13 protein-coding genes and 1 pseudogene are annotated in these 18,847 nt (G+C 32.7%); all 14 read left to right on the forward strand.

Going from position 1 to position 18,847, the window contains the following annotated elements:
• A pseudogene (locus ACQKM9_RS20850) lies at window positions 1–159 on the forward strand (purine-nucleoside phosphorylase); the annotation flags it as partial.
• Between the two features lie 150 nt (window positions 160–309).
• On the forward strand, window positions 310–1,647 hold the full coding sequence (locus tag ACQKM9_RS20855; RefSeq protein WP_427736328.1) for an MFS transporter: 1,338 nt from the start codon (window positions 310–312) through the stop codon (window positions 1,645–1,647).
• Window positions 1,648–1,804: 157 nt separating this feature from the next.
• Window positions 1,805–2,545 carry a GntR family transcriptional regulator gene (locus ACQKM9_RS20860; RefSeq protein WP_427736329.1) on the forward strand — a complete coding sequence of 247 codons (741 nt, stop codon included), beginning with the start codon at window positions 1,805–1,807 and terminating at the stop codon, window positions 2,543–2,545.
• A gap of 497 nt (window positions 2,546–3,042) precedes the next feature.
• Complete coding sequence (locus tag ACQKM9_RS20865; protein WP_427736331.1) at window positions 3,043–3,717, forward strand: response regulator transcription factor; 675 nt, start codon at window positions 3,043–3,045, stop codon at window positions 3,715–3,717.
• Window positions 3,707–5,035 carry a sensor histidine kinase gene (locus ACQKM9_RS20870; protein ID WP_427736332.1) on the forward strand — a complete coding sequence of 443 codons (1,329 nt, stop codon included), beginning with the start codon at window positions 3,707–3,709 and terminating at the stop codon, window positions 5,033–5,035. The genes ACQKM9_RS20865 and ACQKM9_RS20870 overlap by 11 nt, the downstream gene beginning before the upstream one ends.
• Before the next feature lie 284 nt (window positions 5,036–5,319).
• The gene (locus ACQKM9_RS20875; protein ID WP_427736342.1) at window positions 5,320–6,084 is read left to right on the forward strand and encodes a hypothetical protein; all 765 of its coding nucleotides are present in this window, start codon (window positions 5,320–5,322) and stop codon (window positions 6,082–6,084) included.
• Between the two features lie 484 nt (window positions 6,085–6,568).
• The gene (locus tag ACQKM9_RS20880; protein ID WP_427736333.1) at window positions 6,569–7,048 is read left to right on the forward strand and encodes a metal-dependent hydrolase; all 480 of its coding nucleotides are present in this window, start codon (window positions 6,569–6,571) and stop codon (window positions 7,046–7,048) included.
• Between the two features lie 178 nt (window positions 7,049–7,226).
• Window positions 7,227–8,450, forward strand: a complete 1,224-nt coding sequence (locus tag ACQKM9_RS20885; RefSeq protein ID WP_427736334.1) for a transglutaminase-like domain-containing protein — start codon at window positions 7,227–7,229, stop codon at window positions 8,448–8,450.
• Window positions 8,451–8,778: 328 nt separating this feature from the next.
• Window positions 8,779–10,242: a protein adenylyltransferase SelO gene (locus ACQKM9_RS20890; RefSeq protein WP_427736336.1), complete on the forward strand. Its 1,464-nt coding sequence runs from the start codon at window positions 8,779–8,781 to the stop codon at window positions 10,240–10,242.
• Between the two features lie 402 nt (window positions 10,243–10,644).
• A complete protein-coding gene (locus ACQKM9_RS20895; protein WP_427736337.1) occupies window positions 10,645–12,573 on the forward strand; it encodes a hypothetical protein in 1,929 nt (642 codons plus the stop codon).
• A complete protein-coding gene (locus tag ACQKM9_RS20900) occupies window positions 12,563–13,411 on the forward strand; it encodes a hypothetical protein (protein ID WP_427736338.1) in 849 nt (282 codons plus the stop codon). Before ACQKM9_RS20895 ends, ACQKM9_RS20900 begins: the two co-directional genes overlap by 11 nt.
• Window positions 13,412–14,170 carry a DUF6339 family protein gene (locus tag ACQKM9_RS20905; protein ID WP_427736339.1) on the forward strand — a complete coding sequence of 253 codons (759 nt, stop codon included), beginning with the start codon at window positions 13,412–13,414 and terminating at the stop codon, window positions 14,168–14,170.
• A 244-nt stretch (window positions 14,171–14,414) separates the two neighbouring features.
• On the forward strand, window positions 14,415–16,688 hold the full coding sequence (locus tag ACQKM9_RS20910) for an AAA family ATPase (RefSeq protein WP_427736340.1): 2,274 nt from the start codon (window positions 14,415–14,417) through the stop codon (window positions 16,686–16,688).
• An 8-nt stretch (window positions 16,689–16,696) separates the two neighbouring features.
• The gene (locus tag ACQKM9_RS20915) at window positions 16,697–17,956 is read left to right on the forward strand and encodes an McrC family protein (RefSeq protein WP_427736341.1); all 1,260 of its coding nucleotides are present in this window, start codon (window positions 16,697–16,699) and stop codon (window positions 17,954–17,956) included.
• Window positions 17,957–18,847 lie beyond the last annotated feature (891 nt).

Consider the following 18,847-nt stretch of genomic DNA (forward strand, 5'->3'; position numbering starts at 1 on the left):
TCTGCTGCACTTTACATGAATGCTGCACAAGCAGGTGTAAATGCCCTTTGTATCTTAACAATTAGTGACCATATCTTTAAACATGAGCAAACAACGCAATCAGAAAGACAAACAGCGTTTACTAAAATGATGGAAATTGCATTAGAACTTGCTGAATAACTATTTTAGTGGAATATAACGAGTGTGAGTTAGAGGAAGTAGTAAAATTATAATATTTTACTGCTTCTCAATGTAGCAATCGATTTCATGAAATAATAACATCTTAAACATTGGATTAAATTAAATTTTTTTAAGACAGGGAGCCATAGAATGGTCGCAATAAGTGAAAAATCATCAGCATCGCAAAACCATAATGTAAAAAAGGCAGTACCTATAATTTTACTATTCTTTGTATTTGCTTTAACTATTGATAATTCGTTTAAATTAGTTTCAGTAGCAATAGCAGATGACCTTGGAATTTCAGTAACAACGGTTAGCTGGCAAGCTACTCTTGCAGGTCTTGTAATTGGTATTGGAGCAGTTGTATATGCTTCCTTAGCTGATTCGATTAATATCAGAACGCTTTTAATTGCGGGTGTTATTATGATTTGTGCTGGTTCTGTGCTGGGTTACGTTTTTAAAGATTCGTATGCGATGATTCTTTTTTCTAGAATTATTCAAACAGCTGGTCTAGCTTCTGCTGAAACATTATATGTGATTTACGTTACAAAGCACTTGCCAAAAGCTGAACAGAAAAAGTTTTTAGGGTTTAGTACAAGTAGCTATTCTTTGTCACTTGTAATTGGTTCTGTAACAGGAGGGTTTGTTTCAACATATTTACATTGGACGACTCTATTTATAATTCCTTTAGTATCAATAGCTCTTGTTCCATTTATCATGAAATATTTACCGAAAGAAAAGTCTACAAAAGGCTACGTTGATGTAATTGGATTATTTTTGATTGCAGCAATTGCTACATCGGTAATTCTCTTTATTTCAGACTTTAATTGGCTATATCTATTTGGTTTTATTATTGCTATGACGTTATTCTTAGTGTATATAAGTAAAAGTCCTAAAGCCCTAATAGATATTTCTTTCTTCAAAAATAAGAATTTTATTAGAACTTTATCAGTTGCATTTGTAATTTATTCAGTTCAATTAGGCTATATTTTTACTTTCCCATTTATTCTTGAAGGGGTATATGGTTTAAAACTAGATGTTATCTCATTATTATTAATCCCTGGATACTTTACAGCAATTATTGTTGGTATGCTTTCTGGGAAAATTGCAAAATATTTAAGCAGTAAACAAGCGATCTCTATTGCACTAGTTGGTATTACTGCTAGCTTATTAATTCCAAGTTTATTTGTTGGTAGCACTGTTGTCATTTTTGTTATTTCTATGATGTTATTCTCAGCTTCATTTGCTTTCATGTATGCACCTATGCTTGAAACATGTATAAGAACAATACCAAAAGATAAAACAGGAACAGCAATTGGTTTCTACAATTTAACATTGAATGTGGCTTGTTCTATCGGTATCACATACACTGCAGCAATGCTTGATAAAGTAGAAATTTCAACTATCCTAATTGTCCTTTCAATTATTGCGGTTGTTAGTTTAGGGATGTTTGTGACTCTATTAGGTAAATCAGCAAAAACTAATTAACGGAAGTTAGTTCAAGTAAATGTGTCACAGATAATAAACTGTGACACATTTTTTATTATATATTTGAGATATTTAAAGATTTAGTAAGTTTATCATACATATTAAAGAAACAAATAGACGAAAATCCATAATATAAAAATAGTATAGGTGTGTGAAGATGGAATTCAAAATCGCGAACATGCAAGAAAGAAAAAAATCATTGTATATTACTGTGTATGATGAATTATATAAACACATCATGAATGGAACGTTCATATTAGATAGTAAATTACCGGCGGAACCCGAACTAGCAAAAATGTTCGGAGTTAGTAGAATGACATTAAGACAGTCACTTTCTCTACTACAAGACGATGGTCTGATTAAAAGAGTGCATGGAAAAGGGAATTTCATTACTAAAATCCTAGCTAATAATCAAAAAATAGGTTTAGAGAAAATAGAGAATCCTCTATATAAATCTCATACGAAACAAATAGATGATGTTGAGATGAGTTTTAGCATTGATTTGGATAGTGAATATACGCAGCAAGTATTATGTAGAAAGTCTGCCGCCATTGTTGCGTTTGAGCGATGGTATAAAAGTGCAGGGGAAGTTGTAGCTTATTCTTTTACGAATATGGCGATTGAAGCAGTATCTGAAATGAATTTAGATTTACAAGATAGTGTTCAATTATTAGAAATGCTGGAAACCCAAATTTATGAGCTTGCAAATAGATCTACGATTGAAATAAAGCGTTCAACGTCTGTTAATTCCTCATCACAGAAACATAAAGTAGTTGGTGGAGAAGACTGTAATTTATTATTAGAGAGTGTTTTTATTCATGCGAATTATCCAGTAGTTTACAATAAATACTATATACCTAGAGAGTATAGTTGCTTAAAAGTAAATGCGGTAAAGTAGAGTATGGAATGGCTAGTAACTTTACATATGCATTGACTTGGAACAACTGTTTGTACGATTTACTTGGATAAGCTGAAGCAGTTGTTCCATTAGAGTTATTTAGAAACGGACTTTTCGATGAGTCTTTTATAACTTAGAATAATTGCCATGTTTAAATGAAACTTTGTAATTGTTTTAATAAGGTGAACCGTATCATAACTAAGTGAGGATTATATTAATCTCATAAAAGTACAATAGTTAATACTATATCTAAAGAAAAGGCTTGCTGGATGGCAAGTCTTTTTATTTTTCATTTTCTCTTGACCTTCAGTCTACTATAACGTCTAACCTCTAATAGAGATTTGTAAAATATCTCTATCTTTCAAATTTATATTAACTGAATAAATAAGTTATTTCTAATATTGAGGTATAATTATCGTGACAAAGAGCGATTATGTATCAGAGAAAAGTGAAATAATAAAAAATTAAGCGCAGGATTTATGAATGGGAGTGCAGTTATGAAAATTCTATTAGCCGAAGACGATCCTCGTTTAGGCAAGATGTTAGAACATATGCTAAAAAGAAAAGAAGGATATTCAGTGGAATGGTATACAAATGGAAATGAAGCATATGAATATGCTCTGTCTTCACATTATGATGTATTAATTTTAGACTGGATGTTACCTGAACTAGATGGAATTTCGATATGTCAAAAGCTAAGAAAAAGTGGATATACAGGAGCAATAATAATTTTAACAGCAAAAGATAATGTTATGGATAGAGTAAAAGGTCTTGATTCTGGGGCGGATGATTACCTAACAAAACCGTTTGAATTTGAAGAACTTTTCGCCCGTATTCGTGTTCTTGCTAGAAGAAATTTTGCACCTTTACATGGGGACGTTTTCATTTTGGGGGATCTGACTATAGATCGTACAAAACATACTTTACACCGTAAGGGCATTGAAATATCTTTAACCCCTCGTGAGTTCCATTTATTGGACTTATTAATCCGGAATAAAGGAAAGGTTCTCACACGTGAAGTAATTCTCGATCGAGTATGGGGTTACCATGCAGAAGTGGGGAGTAATTCCGTTGATGCATATATTAAATTACTTCGAAAAAAAATAGATGTACCTGGAGAAAAAACTATTATTAGTAGTATCCGGGGAGTAGGGTATTCAGTTGAAACATAATATAAACTTATTCGCTACTACAAGAAAAAATCTAGCACTATATAACAGTAAAATGCTAATTATTTTCTTACTGCTATTTAATGTCGTAATAAGTAGCTTCCTTTTTATAAATATGTACACTGAACAAAAAGTCGAGTTATTCGATATTGCTAAACAAGAGATTAAAGAGTTAAATATAAACAAAGCAGGATCTCAGAATGATGATAAGAATAATGTGCCAGTCTCTAATATAAATAACTTACAAGGAGTATTCTTAACTTATTATTTGGATACAAATAAAGAACTAATAATAATGGATGAATTTTCACCCGAATTACGTGAATCTATTATGGGGAAAGTGGAAAATTGGAATCCAGATAAAATGGAAACTAAATATGAAAAGATACAATTGTCCCATGATGAGTCACTCTATCTACTCATAGCTTCACAAAATATTTATGAGAATGGTGTGCAAAAAGGAACTATTTATGTTGGTAAAGATATTACTTTTTTAAGAAGTATGTTTATTCACTTTTTATTTATTCTAATTGGAATATCACTTTTCTTTTTGATTATTGCACTTATAGTTGGACAAATAATGACTAAACGGGCGATGAAACCAATTATTAATTCGTATACTTTGCAAACTGAGTTTATTGCCGATGCTTCCCATGAGCTAAGGACACCTTTAAGTGTTTTGAAAGCTGGGATAGAAGTCATTGAATTTGAAGAAGGTAAGAAGTTTTCATCATTTTCTAAAAGTGTATTATCAGATTTAAAAGAAGAAATAAGAAGTACAACACAATTAGTTAATAATTTGTTATTTCTAATACGTTCAGACTCAGGGGAACAGGCAACTGTTGTTGAAAGTTTTGATTTGTTAGAGTTAATGCAACAAACCCTACGCTCTTTTGGACATATATCAGAGGCAAAGAAGATAAAGCTGAATTTACAAGTGCAAAATCCATTAATTGTATGTACACAAAAAGAAAAATTAAAGCAATTGATGTATATATTAATTGATAATGCAATAAAGTACACACCAAATGGGGGGAAGGTAAGCGTTTCGTATATACTTAAATCTGATAGTCAAATTGAGCAACTCTATATTGAAGTTAAAGATACTGGGATTGGTATTTCTAAAGATCTTTTAGAGCGAATATTTGACCGTTTTTATAGAGTAGATAAAAGCCGTTCTCGAAACAGTGGAAGTTCTGGTCTTGGACTATCAATTGGTAAATTTATTGTAGAATCATTAGATGGCACGATTGAAGTTTCAAGTACAGTGAATAAAGGAAGTGAATTTACTATAATAATTCCACTAGTAAATAACGACTAAAATACAAAACCATGTTTTTCATTCACGTTAGAAAAGATTAATAACTAATCTTTTCTAACGTTTTTTCATTTATTTTTCATAATTGTATTATATAGTTTCACCATAAGGATTGAGGGGCAAAAGTTGCATTATACCTCATTTAATCTGAAAGGTTTTTTATGCTACAACAGAGATTGAGAAAGATAAGGGAGGAATAGTAAATGGAATATAATAATCAAGGTAATAGTAGAAAACAGGCATTGATATCTGCTGAAGCCGGAGAAATACAACAAAACGACAGACAGATGCTGTACAAGGTTCCTGTAGTCATCACGATATTCTTCTGGATCATTAAGATTATGGCAACAACGGTAGGGGAGACCGGCGCAGATTATATGATTGAAAAGTTAAATATGGGTTTAACCATTACAACCATTGTCATGAGTGTTCTTTTGATTATCATTTTGTTAATCCAGTTCAAAGCTAGAGTCTATGTGCCAAATATATATTGGCTTACAGTTGTGTTAATCAGTGTGGTCGGTACACTGATCACTGATAACTTAACTGATAATTTAGGAGTCCCTTTGCAGATGACTACTATCTTCTTTACGGTGGCACTATTGGTTACCTTTGTGGCATGGTATGTAAGTGAGAAGACACTATCCATTCACTCCATCTACACGACTAAGCGAGAAGCTTTTTATTGGTTGACCATTCTATTCACCTTTGCTTTAGGTACTGCAGCTGGCGATCTTATAGCAGAGGGACTCGACTTAGGTTACTTGACGTCTGCTCTAATATTTGCCGCACTAATCGGGCTGGTGACCATTGCTCACTATGTATTCAAATTGAGTGCAGTGTTGGCTTTCTGGATTGCTTATATTCTGACCCGTCCTTTCGGTGCATCACTAGGAGATTACCTTTCACAGTCACAACATGCAGGCGGCCTTGGTTTAGGTACGTTCGGTACGAGTGTAATTTTTCTTTTAATAATCATAATCTTGGTCTTCTACTTGACTAAGACGAGAAGAGATGCTCCAAGCTTAACTGAGGAATTGGGTAAGAGCTGATAGCAATTAGTAAAATGCAAATCACCCATATTTATATATATATATTTAGTATACTGTTGGGAATTATTGAATCTATCGAAAGCATTAAACAAGGGTCTCCTCGGTTTCCCTTATTAAGAAAAAAAATTATTAAAGCACATTAATACATTGAACTTTACAAAAAAGGTTAGACACATTTAGTTAAGCAGCTTCTAAGACCTGAATTCGGTATTCCACCGAGCTTAGGTCTTTTAATTTTCCTTTCATTCGTATAATCTGCGAGCAACTGTTCAAAGTGGGTCAAGGATTCAGATTTTTGTATGTACAGGAGACAGATTTTAATAAGCAAAAGAAGTTTTCGGTGACTTATTAATGAAACATTCAGGTAAAATAACCTATCATATTAGTTGGTTTATCAAAAAAATACTATTATATATAATTATGACTACGATTAGTGTAATGTAAAAGGGCACACATTTTATTAGAATTAAGGAGAACTACAAGCATGACAGGAAATACTCACATCTTAGGCGGCATTACAGCAGGTCTTGCTTTTGCACAAATTTCAAATTACGATCCATTGGTACTCATTGGTTCAAGTGTTGTAGGAGCGTTGATTCCAGATATTTGCCACAGTGGCAGTAAAATAGGACGGACGTTCCGTATCACATCAAAAATCGTCAATAAGATATTTGGTCATCGTTCGTTCACACATAGTTTGCTATTTTTATTATTAATGTCTGTTGTTATGAATACATATATTTCATATGAATCCATCACAGCAGGTGTATTACTAGGAATGGTCAGCCATTATCTGCTTGATATGGCTACAAAAAATGGTATTAAGTTATTCTTTCCACTAAAAATCACAGTACGATTACCGCTTACAACTCGAACAGGGAGTAAGGTGGAAAATATAGTTGCTATTGTATTAACAATTATTAGCGTGTATTTTGCCTTTGAAACTATTGTTCATTTACTCTAAAACAGGGATTTCCTCTTAAGTCTTTATTGACTTAAGGGGATTTTTTAATAAGAGGTAAATCATCAAATGCACTTACAAAAATGTTATAATATGGATTCGAATGAAGGGGATCGAGCGATTTGAAAATATGTGTTGATTAATAGTTCTATTTAAAACGAAAAGTATGGGAGTGTGATGTATGAGGAAGCAAAATTTTAAATTGAAATATCAGTATGAAAATATGACTAAGGGAAATGTTGAAGTATGGTTTTCAGAACCAAAGGAATCTTCCACACAACAATATATCACGACAATACCTAATCTTATACCAGAAAAAGTTTCTAAACATTCCTTTTTGAATAATCTATGGTATTACAATCTAGATCCAGGTCAAAAATTAGAAATAACAATTGATTATCAAGGAAGCAGAAGAGATAAAAGTTATACATCGAATATAACAAAAGAAGAAAAGGAGTTCTTTTTGCGTTCTACAAATCTAATACCTGTAAGTGAAGAGATAAAAAAAGAAGCACAAAGGATTGTAGAAGGAGTAAGTACAGATATTGAAAAGGCTAAAAAATTATTTCTATATATTATAAAAACGTACAAGTACGCCTCACATTTTTCTGGAAGAGGGGTTGCAGTTTTTCAAGAAAGGAAAAAAGGTGACTGCGGAGAGTTTGGTGCAATCTTCTGTTCGTATTGTAGAGCTATCGATATTCCCACAAGAATGTTATATGGAACCTGGACACTTAAGAAATTTTCACCTCATGCATGGAGTGAAATTTATATTGAAAATGAAGGATGGATTCCGGTTGATCCGAGTATGGGTAGGATGAAGATGTATTTGCACCCATTTATAAATATATCATCAGCTATACATTATGGAGTTTTCCCGAATAAAAAAAGATATTTTGGCGATCACGAAGGGAAAAGATTAGCATTTTCCATTGACCCTGAAAGATTATTGGATCCGAAATACATTGATAACCTAGAATATTCACAAGATATAACAAAAGAATGTATTGCTGGGAAAGAAATAGCATGGGGCTATGAGTCAATAGAAGGTAAGGCTCCTTTTTTGCAGCCTATGTATCCAAAATTACATAGTAAAGAAACTCAAACATCGATCAAAGTATTATTTGGAGAGTGGACTGGACAACACACCTCTATTCTGAAGAATTTAACTTATAAAGTAAAATTGGCAAGTTTCAATATTGGTATTCTTCTCATAATTATAGAAATGATCAATGATTTCATTTTAAAAAACGAAATGTTGCATAATTTACTACCACTCTTAGCATATCCATGTCTATTATTAGGCACGATTCTATCCATTGTAAGGAATGAGGGGAATCTACTTCTGTATGTATTCGGCTTTTTCTTAACGTTGACATGTTTAAGTATACTTACGAATATTTAAGAGGACCAGCCACCGATATTATGTCGGATTTCATTAAAACTAATAATCATGACAATTCATAATTTGAGGTAATTCTGAAGTTATATAAATTTATGACCATCGTCTAACACATGGGAGTTGAAGTGAAGATAGATGGCTCTTAAATTCTGCAACACTGAAAATTAAATACACTTGAAACTGTGCAAACGGTATAATAAATAGGCAGAAGTAAACATTAAAAAGAAATGCATTGTGTTTTTATAGAAAGAAGATAACGAAAAAACATAAAATGTTTTTCGTTACTACTTCATATAAGAGAAAGTGTATATAAAGACCAAAAGGAGAAACCATGACTAAAAATAATGAAACAGGTTGGAACTTTGACAACAGTTATAGCCGTTTGCCGAACTCATTTTTTTCAAGTATTAATCCAACTCCTGCAAATTCGCCGGAGTTGATAATTTTCAATAGTGAGTTGGCAACATCTTTGGGTTTAGACGTTCAAGAATTACAAAAAGAAGACGGTATTGAAATATTTGCAGGAAATCAGATTCCTGAAGGCGCTTCGCCACTTGCTCAAGCATATGCGGGGCATCAATTCGGCCATTTTAATATGCTGGGAGATGGCCGAGCAGTACTGTTAGGAGAGCACATTTCACCAAATGGTAAACGAATGGATATTCAGCTTAAAGGTTCAGGTAGAACTCCATACTCCCGCGGGGGGGATGGTCGTGCAACACTAGGACCAATGCTACGAGAATATATCATCAGCGAAGCAATGCATGCCCTTGATATCCCTACAACCCGTAGTCTTGCAGTAGTAACAACAGGTGAACCAGTTTTACGCGAAACCGAACTACCGGGTGCAGTTTTGACTCGTGTGGCTGCTAGTCATATACGTGTCGGAACATTTCAATATGCTGCAAACTTCGGTACGATAGATGAACTCCGAGCCCTTGCTGATTATACACTTGAGCGTCATTTTACTAACATTGAAGCTAATGAGGACAAATATCTTTCGTTACTTCAAGAAGTGATCGAGCGTCAAGCGAAGCTTATTGCCAAATGGCAACTCGTTGGTTTTATTCATGGAGTGATGAACACCGATAATATGACCATTAGTGGTGAAACTATTGATTATGGTCCTTGTGCTTTTATGGATGTCTATGACCCAGAAACAGTATTCAGTTCCATTGATACTCAAGGGCGCTACGCTTATGGTAATCAGCCGTTTCTAGCGGGTTGGAATCTTGCGCGCTTCGCTGAAACCCTATTGCCTTTACTGCATGATAATCTGGAGCAGGCTATCGAATTAGCCCAAGATCAACTATCAGGTTTTAATGAGTTGTATCAATCCAATTGGCTCGCAGGAATGAGAGCTAAGCTTGGGATATTTAACGAAGAGGCCGAAGATGAAGCTCTTATTAACGGACTCTTAAGTATGATGAAGAAGTATCGTGTAGATTATACTAATACTTTTCGCGCTTTAACTTTAGACGCGATGGATGAAACTGCCCTTTATGGGACTCAAGAATTTGCACAATGGTATGAGCTTTGGCAAGCTAGGCTAAGTAGGCAGCAGGAATCTCAAGCATCATCGAATCAGTTAATGCGGGATAGTAATCCAGCGGTAATCCCACGTAACCATCGGGTTGAAGCTGCACTAGAAGCAGCAGTGAAGCAAGGTGACTATAGTGTGATGAAGCGACTATTAAATGTACTTTCAAATCCTTATGAGTATTCAGGCGAACAAAATGAATATGCTACGATACCTACATCAACAGTGCCATACAGTACTTATTGCGGTACTTGATATAGAAGCATAAGAGAAATACTTTATTAGTTTGAAAAAAATTAAAATAAAGAGGTTTAATAAGTCCAATTTTGACTCATTGACGCCCTGTTTTGAAAATCAAGAATGTTGATTAATCAACATTCTTGATTTTTTTGCTTTTCAGGGACTCTTTAACTCTTTTTGAAAATAAATCACTTTTAAAATCAGTTTTATCATTACTCAATCATCTTTTCTAATTGAAGCAAGTAAAGTTTTAACTCTTTTCTCTTTTTGTAGATTGAACAGGAGAGTGTGAGTAACATTAGCAATTTTTTGAAAATGGAGGAAGTTTGTATTTTTATTATTAACTATTTAGCAGATTTTAGCGATTTTTCAGTAGTTTAATATTATACTAATATTGTATATAAGGAGGAGATACATTTGCACGCATTTTGGAACTTCCCAGCAGCTGCTGGAGGTATGATTAATTCAATTAATAATGCTGGTATTGAAACATTTCGAGGAAATGAAATTGATTCACTTACACGTGAGATTTGTCAAAATTCATTAGATGCTATAAAAGATGAGACAAAACCAGTGGTGGTTGAGTTTAATAGATTTATGATTCCAACAGACAAGTTCCCGAATAAAGAGGAATTTTTGAGTATATTAAATAGGTGTGAAGTCACCTGGAAAGACAAAAATGATAAAAGTGAACAGTTTATTAAGCAAGCGAAACAAATGTTGAACGGTTCCGAAATATCGTTTTTACGCATTAGTGATTTTAATACAAAGGGGCTAGAAGGGGCGAAAACCGGTAAACTTGGTACGCCGTGGAGTTCTCTTGTGCGAGAAGCCGGTTCATCTAATAAAGGAGATAGTTCAGGTGGAAGCTTTGGTATCGGTAAATCTGCACCTTTTGCGAACTCAAAATTACGTACTTTATTTTACGCTTCACAAGATCAAGGAAATTATCAATCTTATATCGGTGTAGCCAATATCATGTCTTATAAAAAGAATGAGGAATTGACGACTTTAGGAACAGGGTATTTCACAGATAACTCTATTTCTAATGCGATTGAAGGTCAGTTACATATAGATTCAACTTTTATCCGTAATGACTCGGGGACAGATATTTATGTGGCGGCATTTGATCCAAATAGTGATTGGAAACAAACCGTACAACAATCAATTCTTAAAAACTTTTTCATTACCATTTGGCAAAAAAAACTAATAGTAAAAATTGAAGATAACATTATTTCTCATGAAAATATCGCTGCACTCATTAAAGAACTAGATGATAGTGTTGAAGTTTTTAATCATGTGAAAAGATATTTTCAAGTACTGACAGATCCACAAGCAATAAGTATTCCTTATCCTAAAAAAGTGTATAAAACAATAGGCACATTCGAGGAAGGCGAAGCTACGCTATACATCATGCAGGGTGATGACTTAAATCGAAAAGTTCTGATGACACGAAAAGCAGGCATGCGTTTGTTCGAGCAAAATCGTATTAGTGGAAGCATCTCATTCACAGGCTTATTGATTATTACGGGTAGACAAATGAATGCAGTATTTAAGCAAATGGAAAATCCAGCTCATAATGAATGGCAACCTAGCCGCTATGAAGATAATTCAAAAATTGCGGAAAAAGCCTTCAAAGATTTAAAAAGCTTTATAAAAGAATCTGTCCATGAACAATTTCAAAATGTAGTAACGGATTCAATGGATGCGATTGGACTGAGTGATTTTCTTCCTGATACATCGCTTTTAGAAGGTACAGGGGCTGATCTGCAAGAATCACTAAACATCAAAATCAAGTCAGTCTTAAAAAAGAAAAAACAAAAGGTGAAAAAGAAGCCTAAGAAAAAACAACAAGATCAATCTGCAATGGAAGAACTAATAGGCATTATCGATGGTGGAGATGAAGGTGGTACAGGAAAAGATGACGGTACCAATGGCGGATCGGAAGGACAAGGTGGCGGAGCAGGTAATCCGAACCCAGATTTCGGCGAAGGCGGTGCAAATGGTGGCGATAATCCACCCGGAAACGAAACCAAGGAAAAAAATAAATTTATCGAAACAACAGTAAAGCAGCTTTGTTTATCAAAAGATAATGGGTTGTATCGCGTTGTTGTCAAAGCACCTAAAGGCTTTGAAAAGGGGCGCCTAGAATTTAAAGCACTTGGCGAACAAAGTGAAGTGAAAATCCCAGTTAAACAATTAACAGGTGATGGGCTTGAAGAAATCAGCATTAATAACAATACAGTTCGTTTCAAAAATAAAGGAAAGCAAAAACAAATTGCTTTAAATGTGGAAATTGATTATGAAGCTTTTTGTCGATTGGAGGTAAGTTTATATGAAATTTAGTGCGAACTTCCCGTATCCAGTGTTGGCAGATAACAATGATGACTATACGAAAAAAAGTTCATTCGACACTTTGATTGATGTTAAACAATCATTTGGACAATTATCAATTGAAATGCGAGCAGTATTAAACGATAGGAAAATTGAACAACTCATTGCGAATAATCATGCAGAATATGCCCTACACATTGAATGCTCTCCAACCAGCTTCCGTAAAGTGTTTAAGTCGAAGGATTCTAATATTTCGATTGAAATTCCATCCGAACAATTGAGTGGGAAAATCGAGGTACATACGTTTATTCTTGCAACAGATACTATTACAAACTATGAGAATCCAAATTTAGATTCATTTTATAGCGGGTTTCCGGTTCAGTTTGAAAAAGGAAGTATACTAGCACTGGGTGAGGCAGCAGATATTCATATCTCAGAAGATGATTTAGAAGCTCAAAATTTACCTTCTATCATTAACGTTCGTCGCTTAGAAAAAGGCGATAAAATGACAGTGGATTTAGTAACAGATTATATATTAGTTGGCCTACCAACAGATATGTATCAACACTATGCAGCGAATGCAAATTCTCGATTAAAAGATACCATTCTATCGCTTGTCTTTTTACCAGTTTTAATTGAAGTCTTTGCAACAATTAGAGAGCATGAAGAGGAATATAGTGAGTATAAATGGTTCCAAGTACTTGAACGGATATTTGAAGCAAGTAATCATCAATTACACCAAATTAGTGAAGGCTCACTTTCTGTCATGGAAGCTGCACAGCTTGTCCTCCACAATCCATTACAACAAGCATTTAAAGAAGTTGAAAAATTGAATAGAATGGATGATTAAATGATGAAGTTACAATTTATTTCTGAAGATGCTCTACAAGATTTACGTTTGAATTTTAATGATAATGTGCAGCATTACTATCAGCTAGATAAAGAATGGTTCCAAAATTATTTAAGTGAGCCAGGACGTTTAATTGAATCGAAAATCGATTTTGTTATGCCACAGTTTTATCTAGATGAAGATTATTTAGTGAGCGACGGTCAAAATGTAAAAATAGTCTATGAGGCACTGAAACATTTAACGATTTCACAAGCAACTCAGGAACGTCTATGGGTGGGATTAGCACATCAACAGTTACGAGATTTTATGTTTTACCGTATTGCCAAAGATGCGAAAATAAAAAAGGATCAACAAATCAAGTCTGCTATGTTTTTCGAATGGGGTCATAAACGCTCCCTTTTCGTCCATAAGTTATCACGTTTATGGTGGACAGGTTATATGACGTATGATGAGGAAAACAAGGATAATCCCTATTGGCTAACAGATTTCTTTTGTGAAGCAGATTTTTCAGCGCGCGCAGTTCTATTCTTCTCAAGTAATTTTAACTCCAATGATGTGATTCGTAAGGGGGTTCTCAAGGCATTAATACAATTAAAGCAAGAAGGAATTGAAATTAAACGTGACCACTTCGTAGAAGCATGCAGATATTTTAATGTTGTAGGAGGTGCAACCATTTTAGATTTACTTTCTGAAAAAGAAATTAAAGAAATGGCTTTAACCCGTCTTCGCAAAGTATTTACGTTGGAGCTGGTTATGTGATTTAAAATCTAATATTCCAGTAATATGAAATAAGGTTTGGTTCTTTTTACAATAGAACCAAGCTTTTTAGGGTGCTCTGTTAATAATGTTGATTAACGGAGCATCTTTATATCTGAAAAATTTTTGTTAACATACTAAAGTAATAATATTAAATGAAAATAATAAAGTGTTGAGCCAATATATGTAAAAAGGTAGTATAATAGATATAATTTCTATTATAAAGTTATGAAAGGGAGTGGCTAGATTGACAAAAATTTTTTTCGGGAAATTTAATAGGCAATATCCTGAACAGTTTGAAGATAAGTTCTATGCTGCAGGAGAGCAAAATAGTTCATGGTATGGAGGAATTAAACCAGGAGACATTGTATTTCCAATTTACTCTTCTAAAATATCAGAAATTTGGAAAGTAAGGGAATATACAAACTTTGAAAATCGAATTAACGAAGATGGTGTTGTTACCTTTGATTTATTAATAAAATTGAATAAGCCAATATCAATACAGCAGTTTATAAAATATCCGTATTTCAATTTCGATCTAAATTTATTAAATAAAGTAACAAAAGCTACTAAAGGCTGCGGCTTTTTTGAAATTCAGTTGACTGATGATGCTCCAAAAGAAATTACTATGTTTGATTTTACAAAAGAAAGAAGAGTATACATATCTTATGAAAAAACAAACAACTTTGAACCAAAAGAAAAAGACATTAATGTAAAGTTAAATAGTAGTAATGAAATTATTTCAATTGACGTCTTTCAAAATAGTGACTGGCAAGTAGATGAGCCACTCCAATCTTTATATAATTCTAAGAATCCTAAAAAATATTCGCTGGATGAATTATTGATATTTGCTTTAGATGAAGCAAAAAACAAAGCAAAATATTTGAAAATAGTTTTAGAAGACTTAAAGGGAAAAAGATGTTTTATCGTGGATCATCCAGTTCATTTATATGACAATATTCTAGTTGGACGAAGAAAAACACCGAGAAAAGGGGAATCGAACAATAAAAATGAGGTTCCAAATGAATCAGAAAATGAATCTGAATCTATAATGGACGAAATTATGGCAGATTATCATAAATATGCAAAGATACTTGAGTTTAACCCTAATATTATTCTATATGGGCCACCAGGAACAGGAAAAACGTTTACGACAAAAAGAATAATAGAAAGCTTTGAAATGAAAAATGAGGGCCATTATGAACCTTATGAAAACATTGAAAAAGAAAAACGTGTGCAGTTTGTAACGTTTCACCAGTCATATTCTTATGAAGAATTTATAGAGGGAATTCGTCCAAATCTAGATGACGAGAATGGGGAATTGAGTTACAAAATAGATGATGGGATTTTTAAAACGTTTGTTCAAGCTGCTTCAACACAATTTTATAAAAATGAAATTCAAATGGAACAGTTAAAACTAATTCAATCATCATCAAGAGTTTGGAAAGTATCATTAGGACGAAGAAATGAAGATGAAATTTATGATTTCTGTAAAAAAAATAAACACATTTCTGTTGGATTCTTATATGGTAAAGATTTAACTGAAAAGGATTATGATGAAATATACAATCACCTGTCTCTAGAAAGGGATACAGATGACGAAAATCCTAAACAAAATGCGAGTTCCTTAAACAATATTGTAAATGAAATGTTGATTGGAGATTTGGTCCTGATTTATGATGGTCCAGAAACGATACGAGATATTGGAATTATTACAACAGATTATGAGTATAAGGAAACATATGACTATCAACATACTCGTAAAGTAGTATGGTTAAAAGAATTTGAAGAGCCTCATAATATTCATGAAATGAATGGGCAAAAAAGATTAACGTTAAAATCTGTTTATGAATTACCTCGAATTACTGTTTCAGATATATTAGAAATACTATCAGAGGACGTTGATGAGCTGATAACTACTAATGGAAAATCAAAGCCATATTATTTTATCATAGATGAAATCAATCGAGGGAATATTTCGAAAATATTCGGAGAACTTATTACATTAATCGAAAAAGATAAACGAAATGAAATAAAAACCATTTTACCGTATTCTAAAAAACCTTTCACTATTCCAGAGAATGTCTATATTATTGGTACTATGAATACTGCTGATCGTTCCATTGCCTTGCTAGATACGGCGTTGCGTAGAAGATTTGCATTTATTGAGCTTGAACCAGATCCAAACATTTTCACTAAAGATTATTTAGAGTTAAGTGTGAAAGTGAATGATTCGATTCTCTTAGATCAACTGTTAATTCATCTAAATGAAGGAATCCAAGAACATTTAGGACGTGATTATAGAATTGGTCATGCATACTTTATGGGAATTATTTCAATCGAAGATTTATATAATACGTGGTACTACAAAATTTTACCACTATTAATGGAATACTTCTATCAAGAATATAAAACAATTAATCAAGTGATAGGGAACAGCTTTATTACAGAGCAAGGGGTTGTACAATATTTATCTATTGATGAATTTGAACAAGCAATTATTCAGTTAATTGAAGGGTGAGGATAATTGTGGATGTAGGTCTAATTACAGTTTATGAAGATCAAACGACTACCTTAAATTTATCAACTATTCAGTTGGAAGAACTTCAATCATTTGATTCCATCATTGGAAGTCAAAATTTGATTGTACGGGCAAATAATCGAATTACGATAAAAAAATATGTCGGCTTTATTGTTACCAAACATTTAAAAATTCAAGTACTACCTAAAATTTTGAAGGATCCAAATAGCCATACTTTTGATGAGTATGAACTTAGAAATCAGGCGACAAAACTATTTTTTGGTTTATTACAATATACAAACTTTCTGAAAGCCAAACAACTACCTAGCCCAAATAGCTTAGAGGTGGATGACCGAGATATTTTAGAAATTTTTATACGTATATTTGTTGAAAATTTATTACAAGAAATAAAAAGAAATATGTTCAATTCATATCAGCGAGTAGAGGAAAATAGTGCGTTTATTAAAGGAAAGATAAATTATAAAAAATCTATTGCACAAAATTATGGTATGCTGCACCAACATGTCATTAATTATGAAGTATTTAGTGAGAATAATTTATTAAATAAAATTTTTAAAAGTATAACCCTTCAGCTCATTAAAGTGACTAATAATAAGAAGAACAAAGGCATGTTACTAGAAGCTATACAATTTTTTCATGAAGTCGAAAGAGTTAAACTTACAAAAGAAACCTTTCAACTTGTAAAATTTAATCGCTTAAATAGTCAGTATGAACCGATTTTCAACTTGGCAAAGTTATTTTACTACAATCAATTATCAGCACTTTATAGTGGAACTAAATTCACGTTCTCACTGATGATTCCTCTTAATGTACTATTTGAAAAAACCATTGTTGTAGCTTTAAAAAATAGTTCTGATTTGCAAGTTATGCATCAATCTCCACAAAAATTTTTAGTTTCAAGTCCTCAAAAATATCTTATGAAACCAGATATAACGGTAATTAAGGATAATGAAATTGTAGCGATTTTAGATGCGAAATATAAAAATCCTATAACACAAGGTAAAGTGCAAATCTCTCAAACAGATTTGTATCAAATGGTTACCTATGGGGTAATGTATAATTGTTCAAAAATATTATTAATTTATCCATTATTTAAGGGGCAACTTAAAAATGATGATATTGTTGAGAGCTATACAGTTAATACACCTTTTAATGCATTAACAATACAAGTTATGCAAGTGGATTTATTTCAAAAAAACTTGGATAATATAGGGGAAGAATTAAATAAATTGATTTGTTTATATTAATATAACTCAATATTTGCTCACTATTTGAAACCATATGATTATCCACTTTATATGTTCGGGGCTGTCTCGAAAGTCGGTTTTTAGCGACTTTTGGGACAGCCCCATTTTATTTTTTTATTGTAAACATAAAATTTTAACAGAGCTAATTAAATAGACTTTTAGAAGTGAATCTACTTAACATAAATAGTTAATATTATTTACTCTAACCAGCCTCGAATCGATTTTTCATGAACAAACTTTTACAACCTTATCCTTAATCATGATAAAACTCCTAAACTACTTTAAATTAGATACGAGCGATTAATACTTTGAAATATCTATCATTTTGAATATGAAGAAAAACCTCCTCTACCGTCTGTATGAAATATACTTTTTAATTTGCCTTCATGAACATTATCAAAAGTAAATTTATAATCTTTTAGCCAATGTATTAAAAAACACCCATAACCATTGTTATAAATGTTACATATCTTATTTTCCAAGTTTTCTCTCTTCACTATGTTGTTAATTGAATAATTTCAATACAATTATTTTAATTTCTATATCGATTATTATCATACTGGGATGCAAGCAAGAATAGAATTGTTAAAGTGAAAATATTATTGTGATAGAGTAGATAGAGAGGGAAATTGTCATGCCTATCATCGAATGCTAGTTTCCGAAAATCTATTCAATTAAATTCGTAACCTGTATATGGAAGGACAACCTAAATAGGGTCTATAGTGTGGAGATTTAGAGTTTATTATCGAATATAGTTAGGTCTAAGGGAAATGACACAATATTTTTAAGGGACTTTTTGAATCGGCTACACTAAGTTGGACATAAAAAATAAGGGCTAGTACACTTAGACTACCAACTTAAAGGAGCGTGCTATTATGTCACGTCAACGTC

This window comes from Viridibacillus sp. NPDC093762, from assembly GCF_050279675.1.
Taxonomy (GTDB): Bacteria; Bacillota; Bacilli; order Bacillales_A; family Planococcaceae; genus Viridibacillus.

Excerpts from the sequence above, each read along its gene's own strand:
- ACQKM9_RS20880 (WP_427736333.1), top strand. The coding sequence starts at position 6,569 with ATGACAGGAAATACTCACATCTTAGGCGGCATTACAGCAGGTCTTGCT.
- ACQKM9_RS20905 (WP_427736339.1), top strand. The coding sequence starts at position 13,412 with ATGATGAAGTTACAATTTATTTCTGAAGATGCTCTACAAGATTTACGT.
- ACQKM9_RS20865 (WP_427736331.1), top strand. The coding sequence starts at position 3,043 with ATGAAAATTCTATTAGCCGAAGACGATCCTCGTTTAGGCAAGATGTTA.
- ACQKM9_RS20860 (WP_427736329.1), top strand. The coding sequence starts at position 1,805 with ATGGAATTCAAAATCGCGAACATGCAAGAAAGAAAAAAATCATTGTAT.
- ACQKM9_RS20855 (WP_427736328.1), top strand. The coding sequence starts at position 310 with ATGGTCGCAATAAGTGAAAAATCATCAGCATCGCAAAACCATAATGTA.
- ACQKM9_RS20875 (WP_427736342.1), top strand. The coding sequence starts at position 5,320 with ATGCTGTACAAGGTTCCTGTAGTCATCACGATATTCTTCTGGATCATT.
- ACQKM9_RS20900 (WP_427736338.1), top strand. The coding sequence starts at position 12,563 with ATGAAATTTAGTGCGAACTTCCCGTATCCAGTGTTGGCAGATAACAAT.
- ACQKM9_RS20885 (WP_427736334.1), top strand. The coding sequence starts at position 7,227 with ATGAGGAAGCAAAATTTTAAATTGAAATATCAGTATGAAAATATGACT.
- ACQKM9_RS20890 (WP_427736336.1), top strand. The coding sequence starts at position 8,779 with ATGACTAAAAATAATGAAACAGGTTGGAACTTTGACAACAGTTATAGC.